This is a genomic window from Limimaricola cinnabarinus LL-001, assembly GCF_000466965.1.
Taxonomy (GTDB): Bacteria; Pseudomonadota; Alphaproteobacteria; order Rhodobacterales; family Rhodobacteraceae; genus Limimaricola; species Limimaricola cinnabarinus.
Window position 1 is genome coordinate 80,370 of sequence record NZ_BATB01000006.1, and the last position, 23,755, is coordinate 104,124.

18 protein-coding genes, 7 pseudogenes and 1 riboswitch are annotated in these 23,755 nt (G+C 67.9%); of the genes and pseudogenes, 19 read left to right on the forward strand and 6 right to left on the reverse strand.

What is annotated here, in order from left to right; translation table 11 throughout:
- Positions 1–14: 14 nt before the first annotated feature.
- The 4 genes from queG to MBELCI_RS04075 all read left to right on the forward strand — a co-directional run bounded on the left by queG (position 15) and on the right by MBELCI_RS04075 (position 3,834).
- Complete coding sequence (gene queG, locus MBELCI_RS04060) at positions 15–1,079, forward strand: tRNA epoxyqueuosine(34) reductase QueG (RefSeq protein ID WP_021692882.1); 1,065 nt, start codon at positions 15–17, stop codon at positions 1,077–1,079.
- 19 nt (positions 1,080–1,098) lie between these two features.
- A complete protein-coding gene (locus tag MBELCI_RS04065) occupies positions 1,099–2,316 on the forward strand; it encodes a PQQ-dependent sugar dehydrogenase (protein ID WP_021692883.1) in 1,218 nt (405 codons plus the stop codon).
- Between the two features lie 123 nt (positions 2,317–2,439).
- Positions 2,440–2,625 carry a hypothetical protein gene (locus MBELCI_RS04070; protein WP_021692884.1) on the forward strand — a complete coding sequence of 62 codons (186 nt, stop codon included), beginning with the start codon at positions 2,440–2,442 and terminating at the stop codon, positions 2,623–2,625.
- A gap of 234 nt (positions 2,626–2,859) precedes the next feature.
- Entirely contained in the window at positions 2,860–3,834 is a 975-nt protein-coding gene (locus MBELCI_RS04075; protein ID WP_021692885.1) for a DMT family transporter, read from the forward strand.
- On the opposite strand, the gene MBELCI_RS04080 is transcribed toward MBELCI_RS04075, so the two are convergent.
- Both MBELCI_RS04080 and MBELCI_RS04085 read right to left on the reverse strand, forming a co-directional pair.
- Positions 3,831–4,676: a formate/nitrite transporter family protein gene (locus tag MBELCI_RS04080; protein WP_021692886.1), complete on the reverse strand. Its 846-nt coding sequence runs from the start codon at positions 4,674–4,676 to the stop codon at positions 3,831–3,833. The genes MBELCI_RS04075 and MBELCI_RS04080 overlap by 4 nt on opposite strands.
- 86 nt (positions 4,677–4,762) lie before the next feature.
- Positions 4,763–5,631, reverse strand: a pseudogene (locus MBELCI_RS04085) (branched-chain amino acid aminotransferase).
- 154 nt (positions 5,632–5,785) lie between these two features.
- Between MBELCI_RS04085 and MBELCI_RS04090 the strand changes: the two are divergent.
- The 6 genes and pseudogenes from MBELCI_RS04090 to dxs all read left to right on the forward strand — a co-directional run bounded on the left by MBELCI_RS04090 (position 5,786) and on the right by dxs (position 11,069).
- Positions 5,786–6,292 carry a MarR family winged helix-turn-helix transcriptional regulator gene (locus MBELCI_RS04090; RefSeq protein WP_045319676.1) on the forward strand — a complete coding sequence of 169 codons (507 nt, stop codon included), beginning with the start codon at positions 5,786–5,788 and terminating at the stop codon, positions 6,290–6,292.
- Positions 6,292–6,993, forward strand: coding sequence for a response regulator (locus MBELCI_RS04095; RefSeq protein ID WP_045319687.1), 702 nt, complete (start codon positions 6,292–6,294; stop codon positions 6,991–6,993). Before MBELCI_RS04090 ends, MBELCI_RS04095 begins: the two co-directional genes overlap by 1 nt.
- Positions 6,994–7,088: 95 nt before the next feature.
- A complete protein-coding gene (locus tag MBELCI_RS04100; protein WP_021692889.1) occupies positions 7,089–8,015 on the forward strand; it encodes a histone deacetylase family protein in 927 nt (308 codons plus the stop codon).
- Positions 8,012–8,254, forward strand: a complete 243-nt coding sequence (locus MBELCI_RS04105) for an exodeoxyribonuclease VII small subunit (protein ID WP_021692890.1) — start codon at positions 8,012–8,014, stop codon at positions 8,252–8,254. Before MBELCI_RS04100 ends, MBELCI_RS04105 begins: the two co-directional genes overlap by 4 nt.
- The gene (locus tag MBELCI_RS04110; RefSeq protein WP_021692891.1) at positions 8,247–9,113 is read left to right on the forward strand and encodes a polyprenyl synthetase family protein; all 867 of its coding nucleotides are present in this window, start codon (positions 8,247–8,249) and stop codon (positions 9,111–9,113) included. Before MBELCI_RS04105 ends, MBELCI_RS04110 begins: the two co-directional genes overlap by 8 nt.
- 16 nt (positions 9,114–9,129) lie before the next feature.
- A pseudogene (dxs, locus tag MBELCI_RS04115) lies at positions 9,130–11,069 on the forward strand (1-deoxy-D-xylulose-5-phosphate synthase).
- 51 nt (positions 11,070–11,120) lie between these two features.
- Here the strand turns inward: dxs and MBELCI_RS04120 are convergent.
- Genes MBELCI_RS04120 through MBELCI_RS04130 form a run of 3 tightly spaced genes read right to left on the reverse strand, consistent with a single transcriptional unit; the run spans position 11,121 to position 13,387 of the window.
- Entirely contained in the window at positions 11,121–11,975 is an 855-nt protein-coding gene (locus MBELCI_RS04120; RefSeq protein ID WP_021692893.1) for an SDR family oxidoreductase, read from the reverse strand.
- A gap of 24 nt (positions 11,976–11,999) precedes the next feature.
- The gene (locus MBELCI_RS04125; RefSeq protein ID WP_021692894.1) at positions 12,000–12,410 is read right to left on the reverse strand and encodes a DUF1810 domain-containing protein; all 411 of its coding nucleotides are present in this window, start codon (positions 12,408–12,410) and stop codon (positions 12,000–12,002) included.
- Positions 12,407–13,387, reverse strand: coding sequence for a DNA topoisomerase IB (locus MBELCI_RS04130; RefSeq protein ID WP_021692895.1), 981 nt, complete (start codon positions 13,385–13,387; stop codon positions 12,407–12,409). Before MBELCI_RS04130 ends, MBELCI_RS04125 begins: the two co-directional genes overlap by 4 nt.
- Positions 13,388–13,593: 206 nt before the next feature.
- Between MBELCI_RS04130 and MBELCI_RS04135 the strand changes: the two genes are divergently transcribed.
- The 6 genes and pseudogenes from MBELCI_RS04135 to MBELCI_RS22480 all read left to right on the forward strand — a co-directional run.
- Entirely contained in the window at positions 13,594–15,393 is a 1,800-nt protein-coding gene (locus MBELCI_RS04135) for an adenine deaminase (protein ID WP_021692896.1), read from the forward strand.
- Positions 15,394–15,398: 5 nt separating this feature from the next.
- Positions 15,399–16,873, forward strand: a pseudogene (locus MBELCI_RS04140) (AMP nucleosidase).
- A 132-nt stretch (positions 16,874–17,005) separates the two neighbouring features.
- A pseudogene (locus MBELCI_RS19765) lies at positions 17,006–17,295 on the forward strand (HU family DNA-binding protein).
- Positions 17,296–17,402: 107 nt separating this feature from the next.
- Positions 17,403–18,269 (forward strand): annotated as a pseudogene (locus MBELCI_RS04150) (DMT family transporter); the annotation flags it as partial.
- Between the two features lie 81 nt (positions 18,270–18,350).
- The gene (locus tag MBELCI_RS21230) at positions 18,351–18,707 is read left to right on the forward strand and encodes a PRC-barrel domain-containing protein (RefSeq protein WP_200861249.1); all 357 of its coding nucleotides are present in this window, start codon (positions 18,351–18,353) and stop codon (positions 18,705–18,707) included.
- Positions 18,707–19,219: pseudogene (locus tag MBELCI_RS22480) on the forward strand (SRPBCC family protein); the annotation flags it as partial. The gene MBELCI_RS21230 and the pseudogene MBELCI_RS22480, both read left to right, overlap by 1 nt.
- Before the next feature lie 24 nt (positions 19,220–19,243).
- Here the strand turns inward: MBELCI_RS22480 and aroC are convergent.
- Complete coding sequence (gene aroC, locus MBELCI_RS04155) at positions 19,244–20,344, reverse strand: chorismate synthase (protein ID WP_021692899.1); 1,101 nt, start codon at positions 20,342–20,344, stop codon at positions 19,244–19,246.
- A 94-nt stretch (positions 20,345–20,438) separates the two neighbouring features.
- Positions 20,439–20,537, forward strand: a riboswitch (TPP riboswitch).
- Positions 20,538–20,572: 35 nt separating this feature from the next.
- On the opposite strand from aroC, the gene MBELCI_RS04160 reads away from it, so the two are divergent.
- The 3 genes and pseudogenes from MBELCI_RS04160 to MBELCI_RS04170 all read left to right on the forward strand — a co-directional run bounded on the left by MBELCI_RS04160 (position 20,573) and on the right by MBELCI_RS04170 (position 23,751).
- A complete protein-coding gene (locus MBELCI_RS04160; RefSeq protein WP_021692900.1) occupies positions 20,573–21,559 on the forward strand; it encodes a thiamine ABC transporter substrate-binding protein in 987 nt (328 codons plus the stop codon).
- Positions 21,535–23,069, forward strand: a pseudogene (locus MBELCI_RS04165) (ABC transporter permease family protein). Before MBELCI_RS04160 ends, MBELCI_RS04165 begins: the two are co-directional and overlap by 25 nt.
- Positions 23,056–23,751, forward strand: a complete 696-nt coding sequence (locus tag MBELCI_RS04170) for a thiamine ABC transporter ATP-binding protein (RefSeq protein ID WP_021692902.1) — start codon at positions 23,056–23,058, stop codon at positions 23,749–23,751. The pseudogene MBELCI_RS04165 and the gene MBELCI_RS04170 overlap by 14 nt, the downstream one beginning before the upstream one ends.
- The last annotated feature ends 4 nt before the right edge of the window (positions 23,752–23,755 follow it).

A 23,755-nucleotide genomic window follows, 5' to 3' on the forward strand; every position in this document is an offset into this window, starting at 1 on the left:
ATGCGTATCTGGGAATGGTGACGGATCCGGGTTTGAAGGACAGGCTGCGCGAGGCCGCGCTCGGCGAGGGATTCGCCGAGATGGGAATCTGCCGTCCCGATTCCATCCCCGAGGCCGCCGGACGCCTCGCCACCTATGTCGATGAGGGCCGCCACGGCCAGATGGACTGGATGGAGGAGCGCATGCATTGGCGCGGCGATCCGGCCGCGCTCTGGCCCGAGGCGCGCTCCGTGATCATGCTGGCCGAGGCCTATACGCCGCGCCACGATCCGCTCGAGGTGCTTGAACAGCGCGACCGCGCCGCGATCAGCGTCTATGCCCATGGCCGCGATTACCACGACCTCGTCAAGAAGCGCCTCAAGCGGGTCGGGCGCTGGCTTCTGGAGCAATGCCCCGACGAACAGATCAAGGTCTTCGTCGACACCGCGCCGGTGATGGAAAAGCCGCTGGCGCAGGCCGCCGGTCTCGGATGGCAGGGCAAGCACACCAATCTTCTGGGCCGCACGGTCGGCAACTGGGTGTTCCTCGGCGCGATCTTCACAACCGTCGATCTTCCCGTCGATGCACCCGCGGTCGAGAAATGTGGCTCCTGCACGCGCTGTCTCGACATCTGTCCGACCAACGCCTTTCCGGCGCCCTTCCAACTCGATGCGCGGCGCTGCATTTCCTACCTCACCATCGAACACAAGGGACCGGTGCCCGAGGAGTTTCGCGAGGCTCTGGGCAACCGCATCTATGGCTGCGACGACTGCCTCGCCGTCTGCCCGTGGAACAAGTTTGCCCAAGAGGCGACCGAAATGCGCTATTTCGGCAAGGTCGATGCGCCGCCGCTCGCCGATCTGGCAAAGCTCGACGATGCGACCTTCCGCGAGATGTTCTCCGGTTCTGCGATCAAGCGGATCGGACGCGACCGGTTCCTGCGCAACGTCGCCTATGCCATTGGCAACTCCGGCGACCGGGGCCTGCTTGGGGTGGCCCGTGATCTGGCCGCCGAAGCCGATCCGGTTCTGGCCGAGGCCGGTCAATGGGCCGTGAGGCGGCTGGAAGGGGCGGAAAAGGCGGCTAGGTCAAGTTCCTGACAAGCACAGGGAGACCGACATGAAGTCCATATCGCCTTTTGTTGCGGCAGCTCTGGCCGCGCTGATCCCCGGCCTCGCCCTCGCCGATGCCGATCATGGCGGCGTCAAGCAGCCCGTCGATCGCGGTCCGGCCAACGCCGATTACGAACCCGCTTTCCCCGAGCAAGCCAACGCGCCCAAGATGGAGGCCACCGAAACCACCATCGAGACCTTTGTCGAGGGGCTGGAGCGGCCTTGGGGCATCGCGCCGCTGCCTGATGGAAGCTACCTCGTCACCGAGCGTCCCGGTCGGTTGCGCCATGTCTCGGCCTCGGGCGAGGTGCACGAGCCGATCACCGGCCTGCCCGAGATCGACGCGCGCGAACAGGGCGGCCTTCTCGATGTGACGCTGAGCCCCGAATTCGACAGCGACCGCATGGTCTATTTCACCTATGCCAAGCCGGTCGATGGCGGCGTTGCCACGGCGGCCGCGCGTGGCACGTTGTCGGAGGACATGACCGCGCTGGAGAATGTCGAAGACATCTTCGTTCAAGGCCCGCCCGCCGACGCGCCGATGCATTACGGCTCGCGCATCACCTTCGACGGCGAAGGGCATGTCTTCATCACCACGGGCGAGCATTTCACCGACGAATACCGCGAGATGGCGCAGGACATCACCAACACCTATGGCGTGGTGGTGCGGCTCAATCCAGATGGCTCGGTGCCCGAGGACAACCCCTTCGTGGGCCAGGAAGGCGAGGACGCGATCTGGTCCTATGGCCACCGCAACATTCAGGGCGCGGCGATCCAACCCTCCACAGGAGACTACTGGACCATCGAACACGGACCCGCGGGGGGCGACGAGCTTAACCGCCCCGAGCCGGGTGCCAATTACGGCTGGCCCAAGGTGAGCTATGGCGTCCGCTATGATGGTGAGCCGGTCGGCATCGGCGAGCCGCGCGCCGAGGGCATCGAGGAGCCGGTCTATTATTGGGACCCGGTGATCGCGCCGGGCGGCATGGCCTTCTACGAGGGCGGCGCCTTCGATGGATGGGAAGGCGATCTGGTCATCGCCTCGCTCGTGCCCGGTGAGGTGGTGCGCCTCGACATCAACGAGGAAGGCCTCGTGGTCGGCGAGGAAGCCCTCGCGGGCGGCAATGGCCGGGTGCGCGACGTGGAAATCACCGAATCCGGCGAGGTGCTGTTTCTGATCGACAGCGAAGCGGGCGCGATCCTGAAGATGAGCCCGGCGAACTGACCGTGAAGGCCAAGCCCCGGCGGCGCATGGCGCGCGCCGGGGCGCTCATGCGAAAGATGCAGACCGAATCGGCGGGATCGGCTAGGTTGCAGACCCGCGATACCCCCAAGGGAGGAGATTTCGATGACCAAGCACGTGATCGACAAGCCCAAGGACCGCTCCGAGATCAAGGCGCGCGAATACATGCGGCTCGAGCGCGAGGAAGGCCCGCATCGCGCGACGAAACAGCTTCACGCCCGTGGCCTCGGCGCCCGCGGCGCGGCGCGGATACGCGAGTTCCTGCGGATCGAGCGCGGTCGCGAGGCCTGAGACCTGTGTCTCTGTCGGGGTAAGATCGGCCGGGTAACGGCAGATCTAAGAGACCTTGAACCAGATGACATGACGCGCCACCTCCGGATCCCGGAGGTGGCGCTGGCTTTTGTCAGGGTCGGACGGGCGGCGCCCTCGTTGACAGGGGCATCGCCTCCGGCACCGGTGTCCTGCCGGGCGATGCCTGCTTGCCCCCGCTGGCCGGGGGGCTAGGGTCGGGGCGAAAGGACACCCATGCCCCGCTCCAGCGCCTCCCCGGCTTCGACCGATGCCGTCACCTCGCCTGCACAGCAGCCGATGCGCGGCATCCTGTTCAAGGTCGCCTCGGTCTGCGTCTTCGTCGCCATGGCTTCGATCATCAAGGCGACCTCGGACGTGGTACCGCCGGGTGAGGCGGTGTTCTTCCGATCTTTCTTCGCGCTTCCCGTCATCATCGCGTGGCTCCTGTGGCGCGGCGAACTGCGCCACGGGCTCGAGACACCCAACCCGATGGGGCATCTGTGGCGCGGCCTCGTCGGCACCGCGGCCATGGGGCTCGGCTTCACCGCGCTGGGGCTACTCTCCTTTCCCGAGGTGACGGCGATCGGCTATGCCGCACCGCTGATGGTGGTGGTGTTGGCGGCGATGTTTCTGGGCGAGGAGGTGCGGCTGTTCCGGCTTTCGGCGGTGGGGGCGGGGCTTGTCGGGGTGCTGATCGTCATGTCGCCCCGGCTCACGGTGACCTCCGATCCTCTCAGCATGGCCGAGACGCTGGGCGCGGTGGTGGCGCTGGGCGGCGCGCTTTGCGCGGCGCTGGCGCAGGTCTTCGTGCGAAAGCTAACCCGCACCGAAAGCACGGCGACGATCGTCTTCTGGTTCTCGGCCACGGCAAGCGTGCTGGCGCTGCTGACGCTGCACTTCGGCTGGACCATGCCGGGTCCTGGCACCTTCGCGCTGCTGGTCGCGGCGGGGCTTCTCGGGGGGCTGGGGCAGATCTTCCTGACCTCCAGCTACCGCTACGCCGACGCCTCGCTGATCGCACCGTTCGAATACGCCTCGATGCTGCTGGCGCTGGGCGTGGGCTATTTCCTCTTCGACGAAGTGCCGACGGCGGCGATGCTCGCGGGGGCCGCGATCATCGTCTCGGCCGGTATCGCCATCATCCTGCGCGAGCGCAAGCTTGGGCTGGAGCGCGGCCGCGGGCGCCGCGCGATGAGCCCGAACGGCTAGCCCTGTACTTCCTGCTGGACCTGCCCCCATGCGGTCAGGGTGAAGATCGCCGTGCCGCCAATCACATTGCCCAGCAGCACCGGTCCGAACCAGCGCACCAGCAGTTCGGGTAGGTCGCCCGCCCCCGACAGCACCACATGCGCCATCTCGACCGAGCCCGCGATGACATGCTGGAAATCGCCCGCAGCGATCAGCCATGTGAAGGCGGTGATGATGAGGAAATACTCGTGATCGCCCGAGGAAATCATCCAGACCAGCGCCGCGATCAGAATCCCGGCGGGAATCGCGCGCCAGAAATTCTCCCATGCCCCGGCCGAAGTGGCGGTGACGCTGATCTCACCCATAGCTGTCGACATCTCCGGCGGCAGGGCAGAGGTGTGGACGAAAAACGCCGCGGCAAGAAAGGCACCGATGATATTGGCCCCGAGCACGAGCGCCCAAAGCCGCGCCACCTTCCACAGCGTGGTGCCGTCACGATGGGTGAGCAGCGGCAGGACGGTCGAAATGGTGTTTTCGGTGAAAAGCTGCATCCGGCTCAGGATCACCAGCAGGAAGCCGAAGCAATAGCCGAAATCGGCGATGTAGACGGCCCATGGCACTTCGGGCAGATGTGCCTTGAGCACGGCCTCGGCCATCACCGAGACCGAGATCATCAGCCCCGCCGCGATGCCGGCCCAGAACAGCGCTGCGTTGGGCCGCTTGAGCTCTTCTTCGCCCTCGCGCAACACGACATGATAGACCAGTCGCGCGCTCAGATGGCTCGCCTCGTTGACGGCCTTGGCCTCGGCCTTGTTGCGCACGTGGTCGGCATGCTCGGGATCGCGGTGCGGGGCGTTGTCCATGAAGTCTCCTGCGGCTTGTCCGCGAGGAGGTAAGGCGATGGGTGCCGTCGGAAAGCGCGGCCCGGCACCGCGGACCGCACACAGGCTCAGGCGCGAACGAGCTTCTCGTAGCTCTCGGCCACGTCACGCGTCAGCGCGCCGACCTCGAAGCTGTAGTCGCCGATCTGCCCCACCGGGGTGACCTCGGCCGCGGTGCCGGTGAGCCAGCACTGCTCGAAGCCCTCGAGTTCCTCGGGCATGATGTGCCGCTCATGCACGGTCAGTCCCTTGTCCTTGAGCATCGCGATCACGGTCTGGCGCGTGATTCCGTTGAGGAAGCAATCGGCCAGCGGCGTGTGCACCTCGCCATCCTTGACGAAGAACATGTTGGCGCCCGTCGCTCGGCGACATAGCCGCGATAGTCGAACATCAGCGCGTCGGAGCAGCCCTTGGCCTCGGCGGCGTGCTTGGACATCGTGCAGATCATGTAGAGACCCGCGGCCTTGGCCTGGCTCGGCGCGGTCTCGGGGGAGGGGCGCTTCCACTTGGCGATGTCGAGCTTGGCGCCCTTCATCTTGGCGTCGCCGTAATAGCTGCCCCATTCCCAGGCCGCGACGGCCATGCGCACCGGGTTGCGCAAGGACGCCACGCCCATGTCGGGACCGGCACCGCGCCACGCCAGCGCCCGCACATAGGCATTGGACCAGCCATTGGCCTCGAGCACCGCGTATTTCGCCGTCTCGATCCCCTCGACCGAATAGGGGATCTCGAAATCCAGCAGCTCGGCCGATTTGCGCAGCCGCTGCGAATGTTCGACGCCCTTGAAGATGCGGCCGTCATAGCAGCGCTCGCCCTCGAACACCGAGGAGGCATAATGCAGCGCGTGGGTCAGGACATGCACCTGCGCGTCGCGCCATTCCACAAGCTGGCCGTCGAGCCAGATCTTTCCGTCGCGATCGTCATAGCCACCGGACATGGCGTGCCTCCCTGTCAAGATTTCGGATGCGGAGTCGGGCTCCGAGACCGAAAATTGCGCTTCATGGGGCAAATCGCTAGTGCTTCGCTCTTGGAATGTCAACAAGGCTGACGTATTGTGACCCAAAGGCGAACGACCGAAGGGACGACAGCGCATGGCCGAGGCACCGGCGCCGCAGGGGGGATCGAGCCTTCTCTTCCTGACGGACGAACAGCTCAGGAAGGGCATCGAAGCGATGTTCTTCGCCTACCGCGGCTTTACCGCCGATCCCGACCGCATCCTTGAGGGCCGCGAGATGGGCCGCGCGCATCACCGGGCGATCCATTTCATCCACCGCTCGCCCGGCACCACCGTATCGAACCTGATGGCGCTTCTGGGCGTCACCAAGCAATCGCTGAACCGGGTGCTGCGCGCCCTGATCGCGGCTGGTCTGGTCGAGGCGCGGGTAGGGCGGCGCGACCGGCGTGAGCGGCACTTGCATCTGACCGAGGAGGGCGCGCGGCTCGAACGTGAGCTGTCCGATGCGCAGCGCGAGCGGATGCGCGCCGCCTACCGCACCGCAGGGCCGGTCGCGGTGGCGGGCTTCCGGCAGGTGCTCGAGGCGATGATGGACGACGAAAGCCGCCGCCAGTACGAAGCCTTGGCCGGAAGGGGCGGATGATGAGCACCGATCTCGCGCATCTCTTGGTGGTCGATGACGACGCGCGGCTGCGGGCGCTGTTGCAGAAGTTCCTTTCGCGGCACGGCTACCTCGTCACCGGGGCGCGCGACGCGGGCCATGCGCGCCGCCTGTTGTCGGGTCTCGACTTCGACCTCATCGTCCTCGACGTGATGATGCCCGGCGAGGACGGCATCTCGCTCTGCCGGTCGCTGCGCGAGACGCTGCCCGTGCCGATCCTGCTGCTCACCGCGCGCGGCGAGACCGGGGACCGGATCACCGGGCTCGAGGCCGGGGCCGACGATTACCTCGCCAAGCCCTTCGATCCCAAGGAACTGCTGCTCAGGATCAACGCCGTGCTGCGACGCCAACCGGTGCCCGAGCCCGAGCCCGAGCGGCCCGCCATGCTGGATCTTGGACCGGTGCGCTACGATGTGGCGCGCGGCGAGATGTGGGAGGGCGAGAGCCAGATCCGCCTGACCGCCACCGAATCGCAGTTGATGCGGATCTTTGCCGCGCAGCCGCGCGAGCCGGTGACCCGTGCCCATCTGGTCGAGGAGTTGGGCCGCGGTGGCGGTCAGAGCCAGGAGCGCGCGGTCGACGTGCAGATCACCCGGCTGCGCCGCAAGTTCGAGGCCGACCCGCGCCAGCCGCGCTATCTGCAGACGGTGCGCGGCGAAGGCTACATGCTGACGCCGGATTGAGTGCGGCGCAGCTGAAGACAGGACAAATGCGGCTCGCGCGGCGGTGACATCGTGGCGCTTGCGCCCGGCGGCGATCTGGGATTGCCTGCACTCTCATGACCACAGCGCTCCTGACCCATCCCGACGGTTTCGACCATGCCACGCCCCCCGGCCACCCCGAGCAGGTGGCGCGGCTCGACGCCGTGCTCGGTGCGCTTGAGGGTATGAACCTGATGCGCGTCAAGGCGCCGCTCGCCGCCGAGGCGGACCTGCTGCGGGTGCATCCGAAGTCCTATCTCGACGATCTGCGCCGCGACACGCCCGAACAGGGCACGCGCCAGATCGACGCCGACACGTGGCTCTCGGCGGGCAGCCTCGGAGCCGCGTGGCGCGGCGCGGGCGCGGCAATCCGGGCGGTGGATCTCGTGCTCTCGGGCGAGGCGTCCAACGCCTTTTGCGCGATGCGCCCGCCGGGGCACCATGCCGAACGCGAGACGGCGATGGGGTTCTGCCTTCTAGGCAATGTCGCCGCCGCCGCGCATCACGCGCTTGGGCATCACGGGCTCTCGCGCGTCGCCATCATCGATTTCGACGTGCATCACGGCAATGGCACGCAGGATCTGGTCGAGGACGACCCGCGCATCCTGTTCTGCTCGACCCACGAGATGCCGCTTTATCCGGGCACGGGCGATCCGACGGACACCGGCCCGCACGGCACGGTGGTCAACGTGGCGCTGCGGGCCGGGTGCGACGGGGCGGGGATGATGGCGGCGCTGGAGCGCGAGGTGTTTCCGCGGATCGAAGCGCATGCGCCCGAACTGATTCTCGTTTCGGCGGGATTCGACGCGCACCGGGCCGATCCGCTGGCCGGGCTGATGCTCGAGGCCGAGGATTTCGCGGCGATCACCACGCGGATCTGCGATCTTGCCGATGCGCAGTGCGAGGGGCGCGTGGTCTCCGCGCTCGAAGGCGGTTATGACCTCGAGGCGCTGGCGGCCTCGGTGGCCGCCCATGTGAGGATACTGGAGGAACGCGGGCGATGAGCGATGCGACACCCGTCGGGGAACTGAGCTTCGAGGCGGCGATCAAGGAACTGGAGCAGGTGGTGGGCAAGCTGGAGCGCGGCGATGTCGCGCTCGACGATTCGATCGCGCTCTACCAGCGGGGCGCCGAGTTGAAGGCGCGCTGCGAAAAGCAGCTCGCCGAGGCCGAGGAGAAGGTTGCGAAGATCACCCAAGCGCCCGACGGGCAGGCGCAGGGCACCGCGCCGCTCGATGGCTGAGGGCTTCGGCTCGGCGCTGGCGCAGGCCGGGCGCGAGACGCAGGCACTGCTGCGCGAGCGGCTCGCGGGTCACGACCTGCCGGTGGCCCGTGCGATGGAGCACGGGGTCATGGGCGGCAAGGGACTGCGCGGCTTCCTCGTGCTCGAAGGCGCGCGGTTGCACGGCGTGACGCGCGAGGCCGCGCGTCTGCCCGCCGCCGGGATCGAGGCGCTGCACGCCTATTCCCTCGTGCATGACGATCTTCCCGCGATGGATGATGACGACCTGCGACGCGGGCAACCGACCGTGCATGTCGCTTGGGACGAGGCGACCGCGATTCTTGCGGGCGATGCGCTGCAAAGCCTCGCCTTCGAGCTTTGTGCCGATCCGGCGGTGGGACCGCACCGCGCCGATCTGTGCCTGTCGCTCGCACGCGCGGGCGGCATCGCGGGCATGGTCGGCGGGCAGGCACGCGACATCATGGCCGAAAGCGCCGACGCACCGCTCGATCTCGACCAGATCACCGAGCTGCAGCAGGGCAAGACCGGGGCGCTGATCCGTTGGTCGGCCGAGGCGGGCGCGGTGATGGCGGGGGCCGATGCGCGTCCGCTGGGGCGTTACGCTGCGGCGCTGGGCCTTGCCTTTCAGATCGCGGACGACATCCTCGACGTGGAGGGCGACGCCGAAAAGATGGGCAAGGCGCTGCGCAAGGACGCGGGCGCCGGCAAGGCGACCTTCGTGTCGCTGCTCGGGCTCGAAGCCGCCCGGACACGCGCCGCCGAGCTCATCGAGACGGCTTGCGACGCGCTGTCGCCTTATGGTGCGCAGGCCGGAACCTTGCGCGACGCCGCCCGCTTCGTTATCGCGCGCGACAATTGAACAAAGGGGGCTCGCCATGACCCAGACGCCGAACCGCCCCGTCACCCCCGTTCTCGACCGGGTGAAGATCCCCGAGGACATGAAGCGGCTGAGCGACGCCGAGCTCAAGCGCCTCGCCGACGAGTTGCGCGCCGAGACGATCTCGGCGGTGAGCGAGACCGGCGGGCATCTCGGGGCCGGGCTCGGCGTGGTCGAACTGACCGTGGCGCTGCACGCGGTGTTCGATGCGCCGCGCGACCGGCTGATCTGGGATGTGAGCCATCAGTCCTATCCGCACAAGATCCTCACAGGACGGCGCGACCGCATCCGGACCCTGCGCCAAAAGGATGGTCTTTCGGGCTTCACCAAGCGGTCCGAAAGCCCCTACGACCCCTTCGGCACGGCGCATAGCTCGACCTCGATCTCGGCGGCGCTGGGCATGGCGGCGGCGCGCGACCTGGGCGGGCGCGGGCTCGAGGGCGAGAGCGTCGGCGACTGCATCGCGGTGATCGGCGACGGCGCGATGAGCGCTGGCATGGCCTATGAGGCGATGAACAACGCGGGCCATCTGGGCAAGCGGATGATCGTCATCCTCAACGACAACGAGATGAGCATCGCGCCGCCCGTGGGCGCGATGTCCTCCTATCTCTCGCGGCTCTATGCAGGGGCGCCGTTCCAGGAATTCAAGGCTCTGGCCAAGGGAGCCGTCAGCTTCCTGCCGCCGCCGTTCCAGGAGGGGGCCAAGCGCGCCAAGGATGTGTTCAAGCACATGACCGTCGGCGGCACGTTGTTCGAGGAGCTGGGGTTTTCCTATATCGGGCCGATCGACGGGCACGACATGGAGCAGCTTCTGTCGGTGCTGCGCACGGTCAAATCGCGCGCCGACGGGCCGATCCTGATCCACGCGATCACCAAGAAGGGCAAGGGTTATGCCCCGGCCGAGGCTGCCTCAGATAAAGGTCACGCCACCGCCAAATTCGACGTGATCTCGGGTGAGCAGGCCAAGGCCAAGAGCAACGCGCCATCCTATACATCGGTGTTTTCGGAAAGCCTGATCAAGGCAGCGGAGAAGGACGACAAGATCGTCGCGGTGACGGCGGCGATGCCCGACGGCACGGGGCTGGCGCGGTTCATGGACCGCTATGCCAGCCGATGCTTCGATGTCGGCATTGCCGAGCAGCACGCCGTGACCTTCGCCGCCGGTCTCGCGGCGGGCGGCATGAAGCCGTTCTGCGCGATCTATTCGACCTTCCTGCAGCGTGGCTATGATCAGGTCGTGCACGACGTGGCGATCCAGCGGCTGCCGGTGCGCTTCGCGATCGACCGCGCAGGATTGGTGGGTGCCGATGGCGCGACCCATGCGGGCAGCTTCGACGTAGGCTTCATGGCCAACCTGCCGGGCATGGTAGTGATGGCCGCCGCGGATGAGGGCGAACTTGCACGCATGGTCGTCACGGCGGCGGCGCATGACGAAGGCCCCATCGCCTTCCGCTTTCCGCGTGGCGAAGGCGTCGGCGTCGAGATCCCGGTCGAAGCCGAACCGCTCGAGGTCGGCAAGGGCGCATGGTGCGGGAGGGAAGCCGCGTGGCGCTTCTTTCCTTCGGCACGCGGTTGTCCGAGGTGGTCAAGGCCGCCGAGGCGCTCACGGCGCGCGGCATCACGCCCAGCATCGCCGATGCGCGATTCGCCAAGCCGCTGGACCGCGAGATGATCCTGAAGCTGGCAGCGGATCACGAGGCGCTGATCACCATCGAGGAGGGGGCTGTCGGCGGCTTCGGCAGCCATGTGGCGCAGCTTCTCTCCGACGAGGGTGTGTTCGACCGGGGGCTGAAGTTCCGCTCCATGGTGCTGCCCGACATCTTCATCGATCAGGCGAGCCCCTCGGACATGTACGAGACTGCCGGTCTGTCCGCACGGCATATCGAGGAAAAGGTGCTCTCGGTGCTCGGCGTCGAGGTGATCGGCAAGCGCGCCTGAAGGATACCGCCGCGCGGGGCATCGAGCCCCCGCGCGGCGGGCTGCCGCGGATCAGTCCGCGGCTTCGGCGCGCAACAGCGCGGCCAGCCCCGAGCGGTAATCGGGGTGGATCAGCGTCACCTTCAGCTCGTCCTTGATCCGGTCGTTCCGCACCTTCTTCGATTCGGCATAGAAGCTGCGCGCCATCGGCGTCATCTCGGCCTCTTCGAAGGGCACCTCCTGCGGCACCGGCAGGCCGAGCAGCTCGGCGGCATGGGCGATGACCTCTTGCGGCGGGGCCGGGTCGTCGTCGCACAAATTGTAGGTCGCACCGGTGTGGGGTCGGTCGATGCTCGCCTTGAGCACCTGTGCAATGTCATCCACATGGATGCGGCTGAAGACCTGCCCCTGTTTCACGATGCGTCGGGCCGTGCCCTGCCGCACCTTCTCGAACGGGCCGCGCCCAGGGCCGTAGATGCCGGCAAGCCGGAAGACATGCAGCGGCAGGCCGGGGATCGCCCGCCACGCCGCTTCGGCCCCGACGCGCGCCTGCCCGCGCTTCGTCGCGGGGCGCAGCTCGCTCTCCTCGTCGACCCAGCCGCCGTCGCGGTCGCCATAAACGCCGGTCGTCGAGAGGTAGCCGACCCATGCGAAGCGCTTCGCACGCGCGGCGATGGCATCCTGCCAGTCGCGCAGCACCGGGTCACCATCGGCATCGGGCGCGGCGGAGATCAACAGATGCGTCGCAGCATCAAGCGCCGGTATGAGATCGCCGCCGGGCCAGATCACCGGCTCCACTCCTTCGGCGCGCAAAGCTTCGACCCTGTCGGGCGAGCGGGTGGTGCCGATGACGCGCCAGTCCTCGGGCAACAGGCGGGTGAGCGCGCGGGCCGAGTAGCCGTGGCCGAAGGAGAGAAGCGTGGTCATGCGCCTTATGTGCCCGATGCGCGGTCAGGGGTCCAGAAGCGCCAGCGTCTTGGCGTCGGGGCTGTCATAGAACGCTTCGATGAGCCGCGCGAACACCGGGTCGGCACCCGGCTGAGCGGCAAAGAGCGTGGCGCTGCTGCGCAGCTTGAGCGCGTCGATGCCGCCGAGGATGTCCTCGGGGGCGCGTCCCTCATGGGCGAGCATGGCGTGGCTGATCTCGACAAGACGAGGGCCGAGGATGGGATGGGCCAGATAGGCGCGCGCCTCGGCGGCCCCGTCGATGCCATAGTGCTGCGCCATGGGCGAATGGCCGAGGCCGCGCAGCTGCGGCCAGATGTACCACATCCAATGGCTGCGCTTGCGGCCCGCCTCGATTTCGGACAGCGCCGTCGCATAGCTGCCCTCCTGCGCCTCGATGAACCGCGCGAGGCTCATGACAAAAGCCTCAGCAGGGCCCTCTCGGCCTGCCGCAGTCCCGCCGTCTCGGGGAGGTCTTCGAGCAGGGCAGCGCGCTCCTCGGGGTCGGTGTCGTGTAGGGCGATGACCTTGGGGTGGATGTAGCTGTTGCGCGCGATGGTCGGCGTGTTGGAAAGCCGCTCCGCGGCGGCCTCGCTCATGCCCTTGATGGTAAGCGCCTCGTCCGACAACGCACGGGCCAGCGCCACCTCGGAGCCCGCCCATGTGCGAAAGGTCTTGGCGGTGATGTGGTCCGAGCCGGTGATCTCGGCCAGCCGGTCGTTGACCTGCCCCGAGGAGACGCCATGCGGGGTGCCGTCCTCATCGACCCAGCCGATGAGCTGCCTGCCCGGCAGGTCGTGCAACTCGCCCAGCACCTTCATCAGGCGGCGGTCCCTGAGGTGGCGGTCCACCTTCTTGTTGCCCTTGGCGGTGTAGCGCAGACGCAACTCGTCTTCGTCGAGCCGGATGTGCCGCCCCGTCAGGGTCGTGGCGCCATAGGTGCGGTTCTCGGCGGCGTATTCAGGGTTGCCCACGCGGATCGACACCCGGTCGATCAATGCCAGCACGGCGGCGATGGCAAAGTCGAGCTCCCCCGCCTCACCCGACAGGTCGCGGCGGATGCGGCGGCGGATCGCGGGAAGCGCCTCGCCGAACTCCGCGAGATGGTCGAACTTGTGCGCCTCGCGCCAAGCACGCCAGTCGGGGTGATAGCGGTACTGCTTGCGGGTGCGTGCGTCGAGGCCGGTGGCCTGCAAATGGCCCTGCCGCTTGGGACAGATCCAGACGCTTTCATAGGCGGGTGGCACCGCGAGCGCGTCGAGGCGACGACGCTCGGCCCCGCGCGCGATGGTGGTGCCGTCGGGGGCGGTATAGGTGAACCCGCGCCCGCAGCGTCGGCGGGTGATGCCGGGTTCTGAATCGGGATAATAGACGAGCTGGGCGGGGGGCGGCATGACAGGTCTCCTCGGGCGTGCAACGCGGCATGGGCTGGGGCCGTTCCGAAGGGTGCGATCACACTCTCGCGCGGGGGCTGCGCACCTCATTCCTCAAATGCGCATGGAACGGGGGTGGAGCCGCCCCGCCGTCACGGCGCTTTGCAGCTTTCCCATCCCGCCGGGCCGGGGTTGCGGCGGCTGGTTCATTGGTATGAAATTCGAAGATGGAACATGCCATCAGATCTTGGGCCGAAGCTGCCCCCCGCCTCGTCGCCGTGGCCGCGGGCCGCGAAGCCGCCGATCTCGTGATCCGTGGCGGCCGTCTGGTGAACGTGCAGAGCCGCGAGATCCTCGACGGTTGGGAGGTGGCGGTGGCCGAAGGGCGGTTCGCCTATGTCGGCCCGGATGCGAGCCATTGCATCGGCGAGGGGACGAAGGTGGTGGATGCCGCCGATCGTTACCTGATCCCCGGCCTGATCGACGCGCATATGCATATCGAGAGCGGTATGCTCACCCCAGCCGAATTCGCCGCCGCCGTGATCCCGCATGGTACGACGACCATGTTCACCGACCCGCACGAGATCGCCAACGTGCTGGGCCTTGAAGGGGTGCGGATGATGCATGATGAGGCGCTGATGCAGCCCGTCAACATCTTTACCCAGATGCCGTCCTGCGCGCCATCGGCACCGGGGCTGGAGACCACGGGCCACGAGATCAGCCCCGAGGACGTGGCCGAGGCGATGGTTTGGCCCGGCATCGTGGGTCTGGGCGAGATGATGAACTATCCCGGCGTCGTCGCAGGCGATCCCAAGATGCTCTCGGAGATCGCGGCCACCATGCGCGCGGGCAAGACCGTGGGCGGGCACTACGCGAGCCCCGACCGGGGCGTGCCGTTCCACGCCTATGTCGCGGGGGGTCCCGCCGACGACCACGAAGGCACGCGCGAGAGCGACGCCATCGACCGGGTGCGGCAGGGCATGCGCTCCATGCTGCGATTGGGCAGCGCGTGGTACGACGTGAAGAGCCAGATCACCGCCGTCACCGAAAAGGGTCTCGACCCGCGCAACTTCGTGCTGTGCACCGATGACTGTCATTCCGGGACGCTGGTGAATGACGGCCACATGGACCGGGTGGTGCGCCACGCGATCGAATGCGGCTGCGCGCCTTTGGTGGCGCTGCAGATGGCGACGATCAACACGGCCACGCATTTCGGCATGGAACGCGAGCTGGGCAGCATCGCGCCGGGGCGGCGGGCCGACGTGATCCTGACCTCGGATCTGGAGGCGTTGCCGATCGAGACGGTCTTCGCGCGCGGGGTGCTGGTGGCCGAGAATGGTGATCTGCGTGTCACATGCCCGCATTACGACTGGCCCGAGCGCGCGCGGCGGACCGTGCATCTGGGCCGGGAGTTGAAGGCGGATGATTTCAGGCTGGCGGCGCCCGACGGGGCCGAGACGGTGCGGGCGCGGGTGATCGGCGTGGTCGAGAACCAAGCCCCGACCAAGGCGCTGGTACGCGAGCTGCCCGTCGATGAGGGCAGCGTGATGCCCGAAGGCCCGGTCGCGCGGATTGCTCTGGTGGAGCGGCACCGCGGCACCGGCGGCGTGGTGAACGGCTTCGTCGAGGGCTTCGGCTATGAAGGCCGCATGGCGATCGCCTCGACCGTGGCGCATGACAGCCACCACATGATCGTCGTCGGCACCGATGCCGCGATGATGGCGAAAGCCGCGAACCGGCTCGGAGAGGTCGGCGGCGGCGTCACGGTCTGGCGCGACGACGCGGAGCGCGCGCTGGTGCGGCTGCCGATCGCGGGGCTGATGTCGGACGCGCCCGCGCGCGAGGTGGCCGCCCAAGCCGACGCCATGGTCGCGGCGATGCGCGACACTGGCTGCACGCTCAACAACGCCTACATGCAGCACTCGCTGCTCGCGCTCGTGGTGATCCCCGAGCTGCGCATATCGGATCTGGGGCTGGTGGACGTCACCCGCTTCGAGATCACGGGACCATTCGAAGGACAGGACTGAACGAGATGGAGAAGACGCTGAAGATCGAGACCCCCCCGCTCCCCGCCGCCGAGGCCTTCACCGATCCCGAAGCGGCGCTGGCGCGGCTCAGGGAGATCTACGACGGCGCCTCGCGCTTTCTATGCGAGAAATTCACCGAAACGCTGAAGGGCGGCGTGCCGGAGACGCGGTTTCGCGCCTTCTATCCCGAGATCCGGTTTTCCACCGCGACCTTCGCACAGGCCGACAGTCGGCTGAGCTTTGGCCATGTGGCCGAGCCGGGCACCTATGCCACCACCGTCACCCGGCCCGGGCTGTTCGGCAATTACCTCAAGCAGCAGATGCGCCTGCTGATCGAGAACCACGGCGTGCCGGTCGTGATCGGCGCCTCCGAGACGCCTATGCCGGTGCATTTCGCCGTGGCCAACGACTCCTCCGTGACGGTGCCGCAGGACGGGGCGATGGATTTTCATCTGCGCGACGTGTTCGACGTGCCGGATCTCTCGACCACGCATGACGACATCGTCAACGGCAACGGCTTCACTTATCCCGACGGGGCACGGCCCCTGGCCCCCTTCACGGCGCAGCGCATCGACTATTCGCTGGCCCGGCTCGCGCATTACACCGCGACCGACCCGCAGCATTTCCAGAACCACGTGCTGTTCACCAACTACCAGTTCTATGTCGAGGAATTCGAGGCCTATGCACGCCACGTGCTGGCCGATCCCGAGAGCGGCTACACCAGCTTTGTCGGGCCGAACAATCAGGTGATCACCGATCCCGAAGGCGCGATGCACATCCCCGCCAAGATGCCGCAGATGCCGACCTATCACCTCAAGCGGGCGAACGGGCAGGGGATCACGCTGGTCAATATCGGCGTCGGGCCGTCCAACGCCAAAACCGCGACCGACCACATCGCGGTGCTGCGCCCGCATGCCTGGCTGATGGTCGGGCACTGCGCGGGGCTGCGCAATTCGCAGCGTCTGGGCGATTTCGTTCTGGCGCATGGCTACCTGCGCGAGGATCACGTGCTCGATGACGACCTGCCGGTCTGGGTCCCGATCCCGGCGCTGGCCGAGATCCAGATCGCGCTCGAGGAGGCGGTGGAGCAGGTCACGGCGCTTGAGGGCTATGATCTCAAGCGGATCATGCGCACCGGCACCGTGGCGACCATCGACAACCGCAACTGGGAGTTGCGCGACCAGTCCGGCCCGGTGCAGCGTCTGTCGCAGTCGCGGGCCGTGGCGCTCGACATGGAAAGCGCCACCATCGCGGCCAACGGCTTCCGCTTCCGAGTGCCCTACGGCACGCTGCTCTGCGTTTCCGACAAGCCGCTGCATGGCGAGCTGAAGCTGCCGGGCATGGCGTCGGATTTCTACAAGACGCAGGTGGCGCGCCACCTGATGATCGGGATCCGGGCGATGGAGCGGCTGCGCGAAATGCCGCTGGAGCGCATTCACAGCCGCAAACTGCGTAGCTCGAAGAGACGGCTTTTCTCTGAAACCCGCCGATACCGCAAGGAAACATCGGTTTTTGCTTGCATTGGCGATTGTTTCATTGTGGGTCTAGGCAACACGTTGCGCCAAGCGGCGCAGGAATACGCCCCAAGCGGGCTGTGGTAAGGAGACCTGGAATGGCCAAACCGATGACCAAGGCGCAGCTCGTCAGCGCCATCGCCGACGAGACCGGCGGCGACAAGAAATCCGCCGGCGCCCATCTGGACGCGCTGGTCGCCATCATCACCCGCGAAGTGTCGCAGGGCGGCGCCGTGACCCTGCCGAACGTCGGCAAGATCTACTGCCGCGAGCGCCCCGAGCGCATGGTCCGCAACCCCGCGACGGGCGAGCAGATCAAGAAGGACGCCGACAAGGTGGTCAAGATGACCATTGCCAAGCGCTCAAGGACAGCGTCAACGAGGAGTGATCCTCGATGCGCCGCGGCCTTGCGGTGCGGACGAAATGACGAAAGGGTCGCCCCGAGGGGCGGCCCTTTCTCGTTTCTGCCCGCTCGATGCTGCCGGGAGGTTGTCGATGGATGTCAGGTCACTCGCACTCGGGCTCGCCTTCGCGCTGATGTGGTCGTCGGCCTTCACCTCGGCGCGGGTGGTGGTTGCCCATGCGCCGCCGCTCACCGCGCTGACGCTGCGGTTTCTGGCCTCCGGTGTCATCGCGATCGGCATCGCGCTGATGCTGCGCCAGACCGCACGGCTCAGCCGGGCGCAGTGGCGCGGCGTGGTGATCTTCGGTCTGTGCCAGAACGCGCTCTATCTGGGGCTGAACTTCGTGGCGATGCAGTGGATCGGCGCGTCGGTCGCCTCGATCATTGCCTCGACCATGCCGCTTCTGGTGGCATTGATCGGCTGGGTGGTGCTGCGCGACCGGCTGCCGCCCGTGGCGGCGATCGGGCTGCTGGCGGGTTTTGCCGGCGTGGCGATCATCATGGGCGGACGCATGGCGGGCGGCCTCGACCTCGTTGCGGTCGCTCTGTGCGGCGTGGCGGCGCTGGCGCTGGCCACGGCGACGCTCGTGGTGCGCGGCGCGGCGTCGGGCGGCAACCTGATGATGGTCGTCGGATTGCAGATGCTGGTCGGCGCGGCGGCGTTGCTGCCACCGGCGCTGATCTTCGAAAGCTGGGCGGTGACATGGTCGTGGCCACTCGTCGTGGCCTTCAGCTACACCGTGCTGGTGCCAGGCGTGCTGGCGACGCTGGTGTGGTTCGTGCTGGTCGAACGGATCGGCGCGGTGAAGGCGGCGACCTTCCATTTCCTCAACCCGGTGTTCGGGGTCGTGATCGCCGCCGTTCTTTTGGGTGAGGCGCTGGGCACGACCGATGCGCTGGGCGTGGCGGTGGTGGCGGCGGGCATCCTCGCCGTGCAGCTGGCGCGGCGGCCATCGGCCACAATCGGCGCATCGCGAAACCCGGTGGAACAGCCGGGCGGGGCTGTTGGTTTTACTTCCGAGACAGCACAGGAGGACATCATGTTCGACTACAGCGACAGCCACAGCACGATTTCGTCTGATCGCGTCAACGGCACCGAAGTCTATGGCGCCGGTGGCGAAAAGATCGGCCATATCGACCACCTCGTGATCGACAAGAAGTCCGGCAAGATCACCTATGCGGTGATGGGCTTTGGCGGTTTCCTCGGGATGGGGGAAGAGCATCATCCGATCCCTTGGGCCAAGCTTGACTACGACACGGGTTTGGGCGGCTACCGCACCGACATCACCGAGACGCAGCTTCAGGGCGCACCCGAGCGGCCCGACCGCTGGTACGAGGATCGTCGTTGGGAAGAGGCGACCTATTCCCATTACGGCGCGCCCTACTACTGGATCTGATGCGGCCCCCGACATGGCCCCGAGGCCGCCGGACACGCTCCGGCGGCCTTTTGCATGCCCTGCGTCGAGGGCTGGCGCGGGCGGGGCGGTTTCATATCGTGACACGTTGGGAGCTCGCGGCCCCGCCTCGCGCCGTGGTGGCGCTCCTGTCCGAGCCCGAACGCTTTCCCGACTGGTGGGGCGAGGTCTATCTCGGGGTGCGCATCCTCGAGCCGGGCCGTCCCGACGGGATCGGCCGGATCGTGGAAATGCGGTCGCGCGGCTTCCTGCCCTACCGGCTGGTTTGGCGGGGGCGTCTCGTGGCGTGGCGCCCGGATGGCTGCGTCATCGCTGCCATGGGCGACCTGCGGGGCAGGGGTGTCTGGCGCATCCGGCCGTACGGCACGGGGACGCTCGCCATCTATGACTGGCGGGTCCGGGTCGAGCGGCCGCTGCTGCGCCGTCTCGCGCCGCTTCTCGGCCCGGCTTTCGCGTGGAATCACCGTTGGGCCATGGCGCGCGGGGCACGGGCGCTCACGGCCGAACTGGCGCGCCGTTCAGCCGATGGTGCCGCGATGCCCGCCGGTCTGGCCGCGATCGAGCAGATAATGATCGAGCAGCACGCAAGCCATCATCGCCTCGGCCACCGGCACGGCGCGGATGCCGACGCAGGGATCGTGGCGCCCCTTGGTGACGACTTCGGTGGGGCTTCCGTCGATGCGGATCGAGCGGCGCGGGCTCAGGATCGATGAGGTCGGCTTCACCGCGAAGCGCAGCACCACGTCCTGTCCGGAGCTTATCCCGCCCAAGATGCCGCCTGCATGGTTCGAGCCGTATTCGGGACCGTTCTCGCCCATGAAGATCTCGTCGGCATTGTCGCGGCCCGTCAGCGCCGCCGCCGCCATGCCCTCGCCGATCTCCACGCCCTTTACGGCGTTGATCGACATCATCGCCGCCGCCAGATCGGTGTCGAGCTTGCCGTATACCGGCGCGCCGAGGCCCGCGGGCACGCCCGAGGCCGTCACCTCGATCATCGCGCCGACCGAGTTGTGGTCCTTGCGCAGCGCGTCGAGATAGTCGGCCCATTCGGTCGCCGCAGCCGCGTCAGGACACCAGAAATCGTTTTGGGCGATCTCCTCCATGTCGATCTTCGCACGATCGATCGTCTTCTCGCCCATCTGGACCATGTAGCCGGTGATCTTCAGATCCGGCAGCGCGGCCTTGAGCGCGGCTCGTGCCACGCCGCCCGCCGCGACCCGCGCCGCCGTTTCACGCGCGCTGGAGCGACCGCCGCCGCGATAGTCGCGCAGCCCGTATTTCAGGTGATAGGCGATGTCGGCATGGCCGGGGCGGAAGGTCTCGGCGATGTCGCCGTAATCCTTGGAGCGCTGGTCGGTGTTGCGGATCATCAGCTGGATCGGCGTGCCTGTAGACCTGCCCTCGAACACGCCCGACAGGATCTCCACCGCGTCGGGTTCGCGCCGCTGCGTGGTATGCTTGTTCTGGCCCGGACGCCGCTTGTCGAGCCAGACCTGCAGGTCGGCTTCGGTGATCTCCACCCCCGGCGGACAACCGTCGACCGTGGCGCCGAGCGCGGGGCCGTGGCTTTCGCCCCATGTGGTGACGCGGAACAGGTGGCCGAAGCTGTTGAGGGACATGGGCGCGCTCTCCTTGTGGCCGGGCCGGTGTAGCGCGGCGCGGACGCGGGGGAAAGGCCGGGGGCTTGCGCATGGCCCCCGATGCCCTACTGTCCGCTCCACCTCGGGGGGCCACTGGCTGAGATGCGCGTCGCGCGGACCCGTTGAACCTGAACCGGATCACACCGGCGGAGGGAAGGTTTCGGGACAGGCGTCCTCCTTGCTCTTCGCCCGCATCGGAGGATGACCATGCACCATCGCCTGATCGCGGGTCTTACCCTCGCACTCGCCGCCACCCCGGCGCTCGCGCAGGACAAGACCCTCACCGTCTATGCCCCCGACTACTTCGGCTCCGAATGGGGCCCCGGCCCCGCGATCAAGGAGGCCTTCGAGGCCGAGTGCGGCTGCACGATCGATTACCAGACCGGCGATCTGCTGCCGCGGCTGCTGCTCGAAGGAGAGCGCACGGAGGCCGACGTCGCCATCGGTTTTGATTCGACCGAGATGAGGAAGGCGCGCGAGACCGGGCTGTTCGCGCCGCATGGCGTCGACACCTCCGCGCTGACGCTGCCGATCGCGTGGGACGACGAGGTTTTCCTGCCCTTCGACTGGTCCTACCTCGCCTTCGTCTACGATAACGAGGCGCTCAAGGAGGTGCCCGCCAGCTTCGAGGCGCTGGTGAACGCCCCCGACGATCTGCGCATCGCCATCCAGGATCCGCGCAGCTCGGTCTCGGGTCTGTCGCTGGTGCTCTGGGCCGAGGAGGTGTTCGGCGACGAAGCGGAGGCCAAGTGGGCCGAGCTTGCGCCCAAGATCACCACCGTCACGCCAGGCTGGTCCGAATCCTACGGCCTCTTCACCGAGGGCGAGGTCGACATGGTGCTGAGCTACACCACATCGCCCGCCTACCACGCGATCGCCGAGGAGGACGACACCGTGTCGGCGGCGATCTTCGAGGAGGGGCATTACATGACGATCGAGCTGGCGGCCCAGCTCAAGGGCACCGACGATCCCGATCTGGCGCAGCAATTCATGCGCTTCGTCACCAGCGAGGCGTTCCAATCACTTATCCCGACCTCGAACTGGTCCTATCCTTCGGCACTGCCCGAAGCCGAATGGCCCGAAGCCTTCCGCGACATCGCCATGCCCGAAAAGGCGATCTGGCTGTCCGAGACCGAGGCCGACGCGCTGCGCGCCCCCGCGATCGAAGCATGGCGGCAGGGGCTGTCGCAATAAGTACATGGGCGAGATGGCCCGGCGCGATCGCCGCCGGGCTGGTGCTGACGCTGACGCTGGGCACGCTGGCGGCGGTGGCATGGCGCGCGGGCTTCGCCCTACAGCTCGGCCCCGCCGATCTCTCGGCGATCTGGTTCACCATTTGGCAGGCCGCCCTTTCGGCGGCGCTGTCGGTCGTGCTCGCCGTGCCGGTGGCGCGGGCGCTGGCGCGGCGGCGCTTCGTTGGGCGCGGCGCTCTGGTGACGTTTCTGGGCGCGCCGTTCATCCTGCCGGTCATCGTCGCGGTGATCGGGCTGATCGGCGTGTTCGGACGCGGCGGCCTCCTCAACGACGCGCTGGGTCTCGCGGGGCTCGGGCCGGTGTCGGTCTATGGCTGGCACGGGGTGGTGTTGGCGCATGTGTTCTTCAACCTGCCGCTGGCGGTGCGGTTGATCCTTCAGGCTGGATCGCGATTCCCGCCGAGCGCTTCCGCCTCGCCGCCTCTCTTGGGGCGCCGGTAGGGCGGCTGCTGGAAGCACCGATGCTGCGCGCGGTGGCGCCGGGGGCTTTTGCGGTCATCTTCCTCATCTGCCTGACAAGCTTTGCGGTGGCGCTGACGCTGGGCGGCGGGCCGCGCGCCACTACGGTCGAGCTTGCCATCTACCAATCGCTGCGATTCGACTTCGATCTGGGTCGGGCCGCAGTGCTGGCGATGGTGCAGTTCGGCCTCTGCGCCGCCGCCGCGCTGCTGGTGCGCATGGCGGGCGCGCCCGATGCGCTGGGCACGGGCCTCGACCGGGTGGTCGAGCGGTTCGAGCCGGGCGGGCGCAGCGTCGATGCCTTGGCTATCGCGCTCGCTGCGCTGTTCCTCATGGCGCCCCTCGCAATGATCGTGGTGCGCGGGGTGCCGGGGCTGCTGGATCTTCCCGACGGGATCTGGGCGGCGGCGCTGCGATCGGTTTCGGTGGCGCTGGGGGCGACGGCGCTGACGCTTGTGCTGGCGCTGGCGCTGGTGCTGCGCGGCGGCGCGCTGGCGCAGTTGTCGATGCTGCTGCCGCTTGCCGCGTCCAGCCTCGTGATGGGCACGGGGCTGTTCGTCGTGCTTTACCCGCTGGTTTCTCCGCGCGACGTGGCGCTGCTCGTGACGGGGCTGGTGAACGCTGCGATGGCGCTGCCCTTCGCAGCGCGGGTTCTGGCCCCTGCCGCAGCACAGGCCGAGGCGGCGCATGGGCGGCTCGCGACCTCTCTAGGCCTCACCGGCTGGGCGCGCCTGCGCTGGCTGATCCTGCCGCGCCTGCGTCGCCCCTTGGGCTTTGCCGCCGGGCTGACGGCGGCGCTGTCGATGGGCGATCTCGGGGTCATCGCGCTGTTCGCTGGCGATGGCGAGGCGACGCTGCCGCTATTGATGGTGCGGCTGATGTCGGCCTACCGGATGGAGCAGGCGGCGGGGGTGGCGTTGGTGCTTCTGGCGCTCAGCCTCGCGCTGTTCTGGATCTTCGATCACGGAGGGCGGGGCGATGCTGCGGCTTGACGGGCTGGAGATTCGGCAGGGTGAGTTCTCGCTCTCCGCGGATTGGGCGCTGGAGGACGGCGCGGTCTGCGCGGTCATGGGGCCGTCGGGTGGCGGCAAGTCGACGCTGCTCGCCACCATCGCGGGCTTTCTCGCGCCGAGCGCGGGTCGCGTCGTCTGGGACGGGCGCGACCTGACGCCGATCGCCCCCGCGGGTCGGCCGATCTCGATCCTGTTTCAGGATAACAACCTGTTTCCGCACCTGACGGTGGAGCGCAACCTCGCGCTGGGTCTCGACCCGCGCGGTCGGCTCGACGCGGCGCGGCGGCACGCCATCGGCGCGGTGCTGGAGCGTGTCGGCCTGACCGGCATGGCCGCGCGCAAGCCTGCCGCTCTCTCGGGCGGGCAGCAAAGCCGCGCGGCGCTGGCGCGGGTGCTGCTGATGGACCGCGCGCTGGTTCTGCTCGACGAGCCCTTCGCGGCCCTCGGGCCGGGGCTGCGGGCCGAGATGCTCGACCTCGCGCGCGAGGTGTTAGCGGGGGAGGGGAGGACGGTGTTGATGGTGAGCCACGCGCCCGAGGACGCCACGCGTATCGCCAGTCACATCGTGCTGGTGGATGCGGGCCGCGCCGCCCCGCCCCAGGCGGCGGGTCCGCTTCTGGCCGATCCCCCGCCCGCTCTCAGGGCCTATCTGGGACGCTGAGGCC

Excerpts from the sequence above, each read along its gene's own strand:
- queG (WP_021692882.1), top strand. The coding sequence starts at position 15 with ATGGTGACGGATCCGGGTTTGAAGGACAGGCTGCGCGAGGCCGCGCTC.
- MBELCI_RS04065 (WP_021692883.1), top strand. The coding sequence starts at position 1,099 with ATGAAGTCCATATCGCCTTTTGTTGCGGCAGCTCTGGCCGCGCTGATC.
- MBELCI_RS04070 (WP_021692884.1), top strand. The coding sequence starts at position 2,440 with ATGACCAAGCACGTGATCGACAAGCCCAAGGACCGCTCCGAGATCAAG.
- MBELCI_RS04075 (WP_021692885.1), top strand. The coding sequence starts at position 2,860 with ATGCCCCGCTCCAGCGCCTCCCCGGCTTCGACCGATGCCGTCACCTCG.
- MBELCI_RS04080 (WP_021692886.1), bottom strand. The coding sequence starts at position 4,676 with ATGGACAACGCCCCGCACCGCGATCCCGAGCATGCCGACCACGTGCGC.
- MBELCI_RS04090 (WP_045319676.1), top strand. The coding sequence starts at position 5,786 with ATGGCCGAGGCACCGGCGCCGCAGGGGGGATCGAGCCTTCTCTTCCTG.
- MBELCI_RS04095 (WP_045319687.1), top strand. The coding sequence starts at position 6,292 with ATGAGCACCGATCTCGCGCATCTCTTGGTGGTCGATGACGACGCGCGG.
- MBELCI_RS04100 (WP_021692889.1), top strand. The coding sequence starts at position 7,089 with ATGACCACAGCGCTCCTGACCCATCCCGACGGTTTCGACCATGCCACG.
- MBELCI_RS04105 (WP_021692890.1), top strand. The coding sequence starts at position 8,012 with ATGAGCGATGCGACACCCGTCGGGGAACTGAGCTTCGAGGCGGCGATC.
- MBELCI_RS04110 (WP_021692891.1), top strand. The coding sequence starts at position 8,247 with ATGGCTGAGGGCTTCGGCTCGGCGCTGGCGCAGGCCGGGCGCGAGACG.
- MBELCI_RS04120 (WP_021692893.1), bottom strand. The coding sequence starts at position 11,975 with ATGACCACGCTTCTCTCCTTCGGCCACGGCTACTCGGCCCGCGCGCTC.
- MBELCI_RS04125 (WP_021692894.1), bottom strand. The coding sequence starts at position 12,410 with ATGAGCCTCGCGCGGTTCATCGAGGCGCAGGAGGGCAGCTATGCGACG.
- MBELCI_RS04130 (WP_021692895.1), bottom strand. The coding sequence starts at position 13,387 with ATGCCGCCCCCCGCCCAGCTCGTCTATTATCCCGATTCAGAACCCGGC.
- MBELCI_RS04135 (WP_021692896.1), top strand. The coding sequence starts at position 13,594 with ATGGAACATGCCATCAGATCTTGGGCCGAAGCTGCCCCCCGCCTCGTC.
- MBELCI_RS21230 (WP_200861249.1), top strand. The coding sequence starts at position 18,351 with ATGTTCGACTACAGCGACAGCCACAGCACGATTTCGTCTGATCGCGTC.
- aroC (WP_021692899.1), bottom strand. The coding sequence starts at position 20,344 with ATGTCCCTCAACAGCTTCGGCCACCTGTTCCGCGTCACCACATGGGGC.
- MBELCI_RS04160 (WP_021692900.1), top strand. The coding sequence starts at position 20,573 with ATGCACCATCGCCTGATCGCGGGTCTTACCCTCGCACTCGCCGCCACC.
- MBELCI_RS04170 (WP_021692902.1), top strand. The coding sequence starts at position 23,056 with ATGCTGCGGCTTGACGGGCTGGAGATTCGGCAGGGTGAGTTCTCGCTC.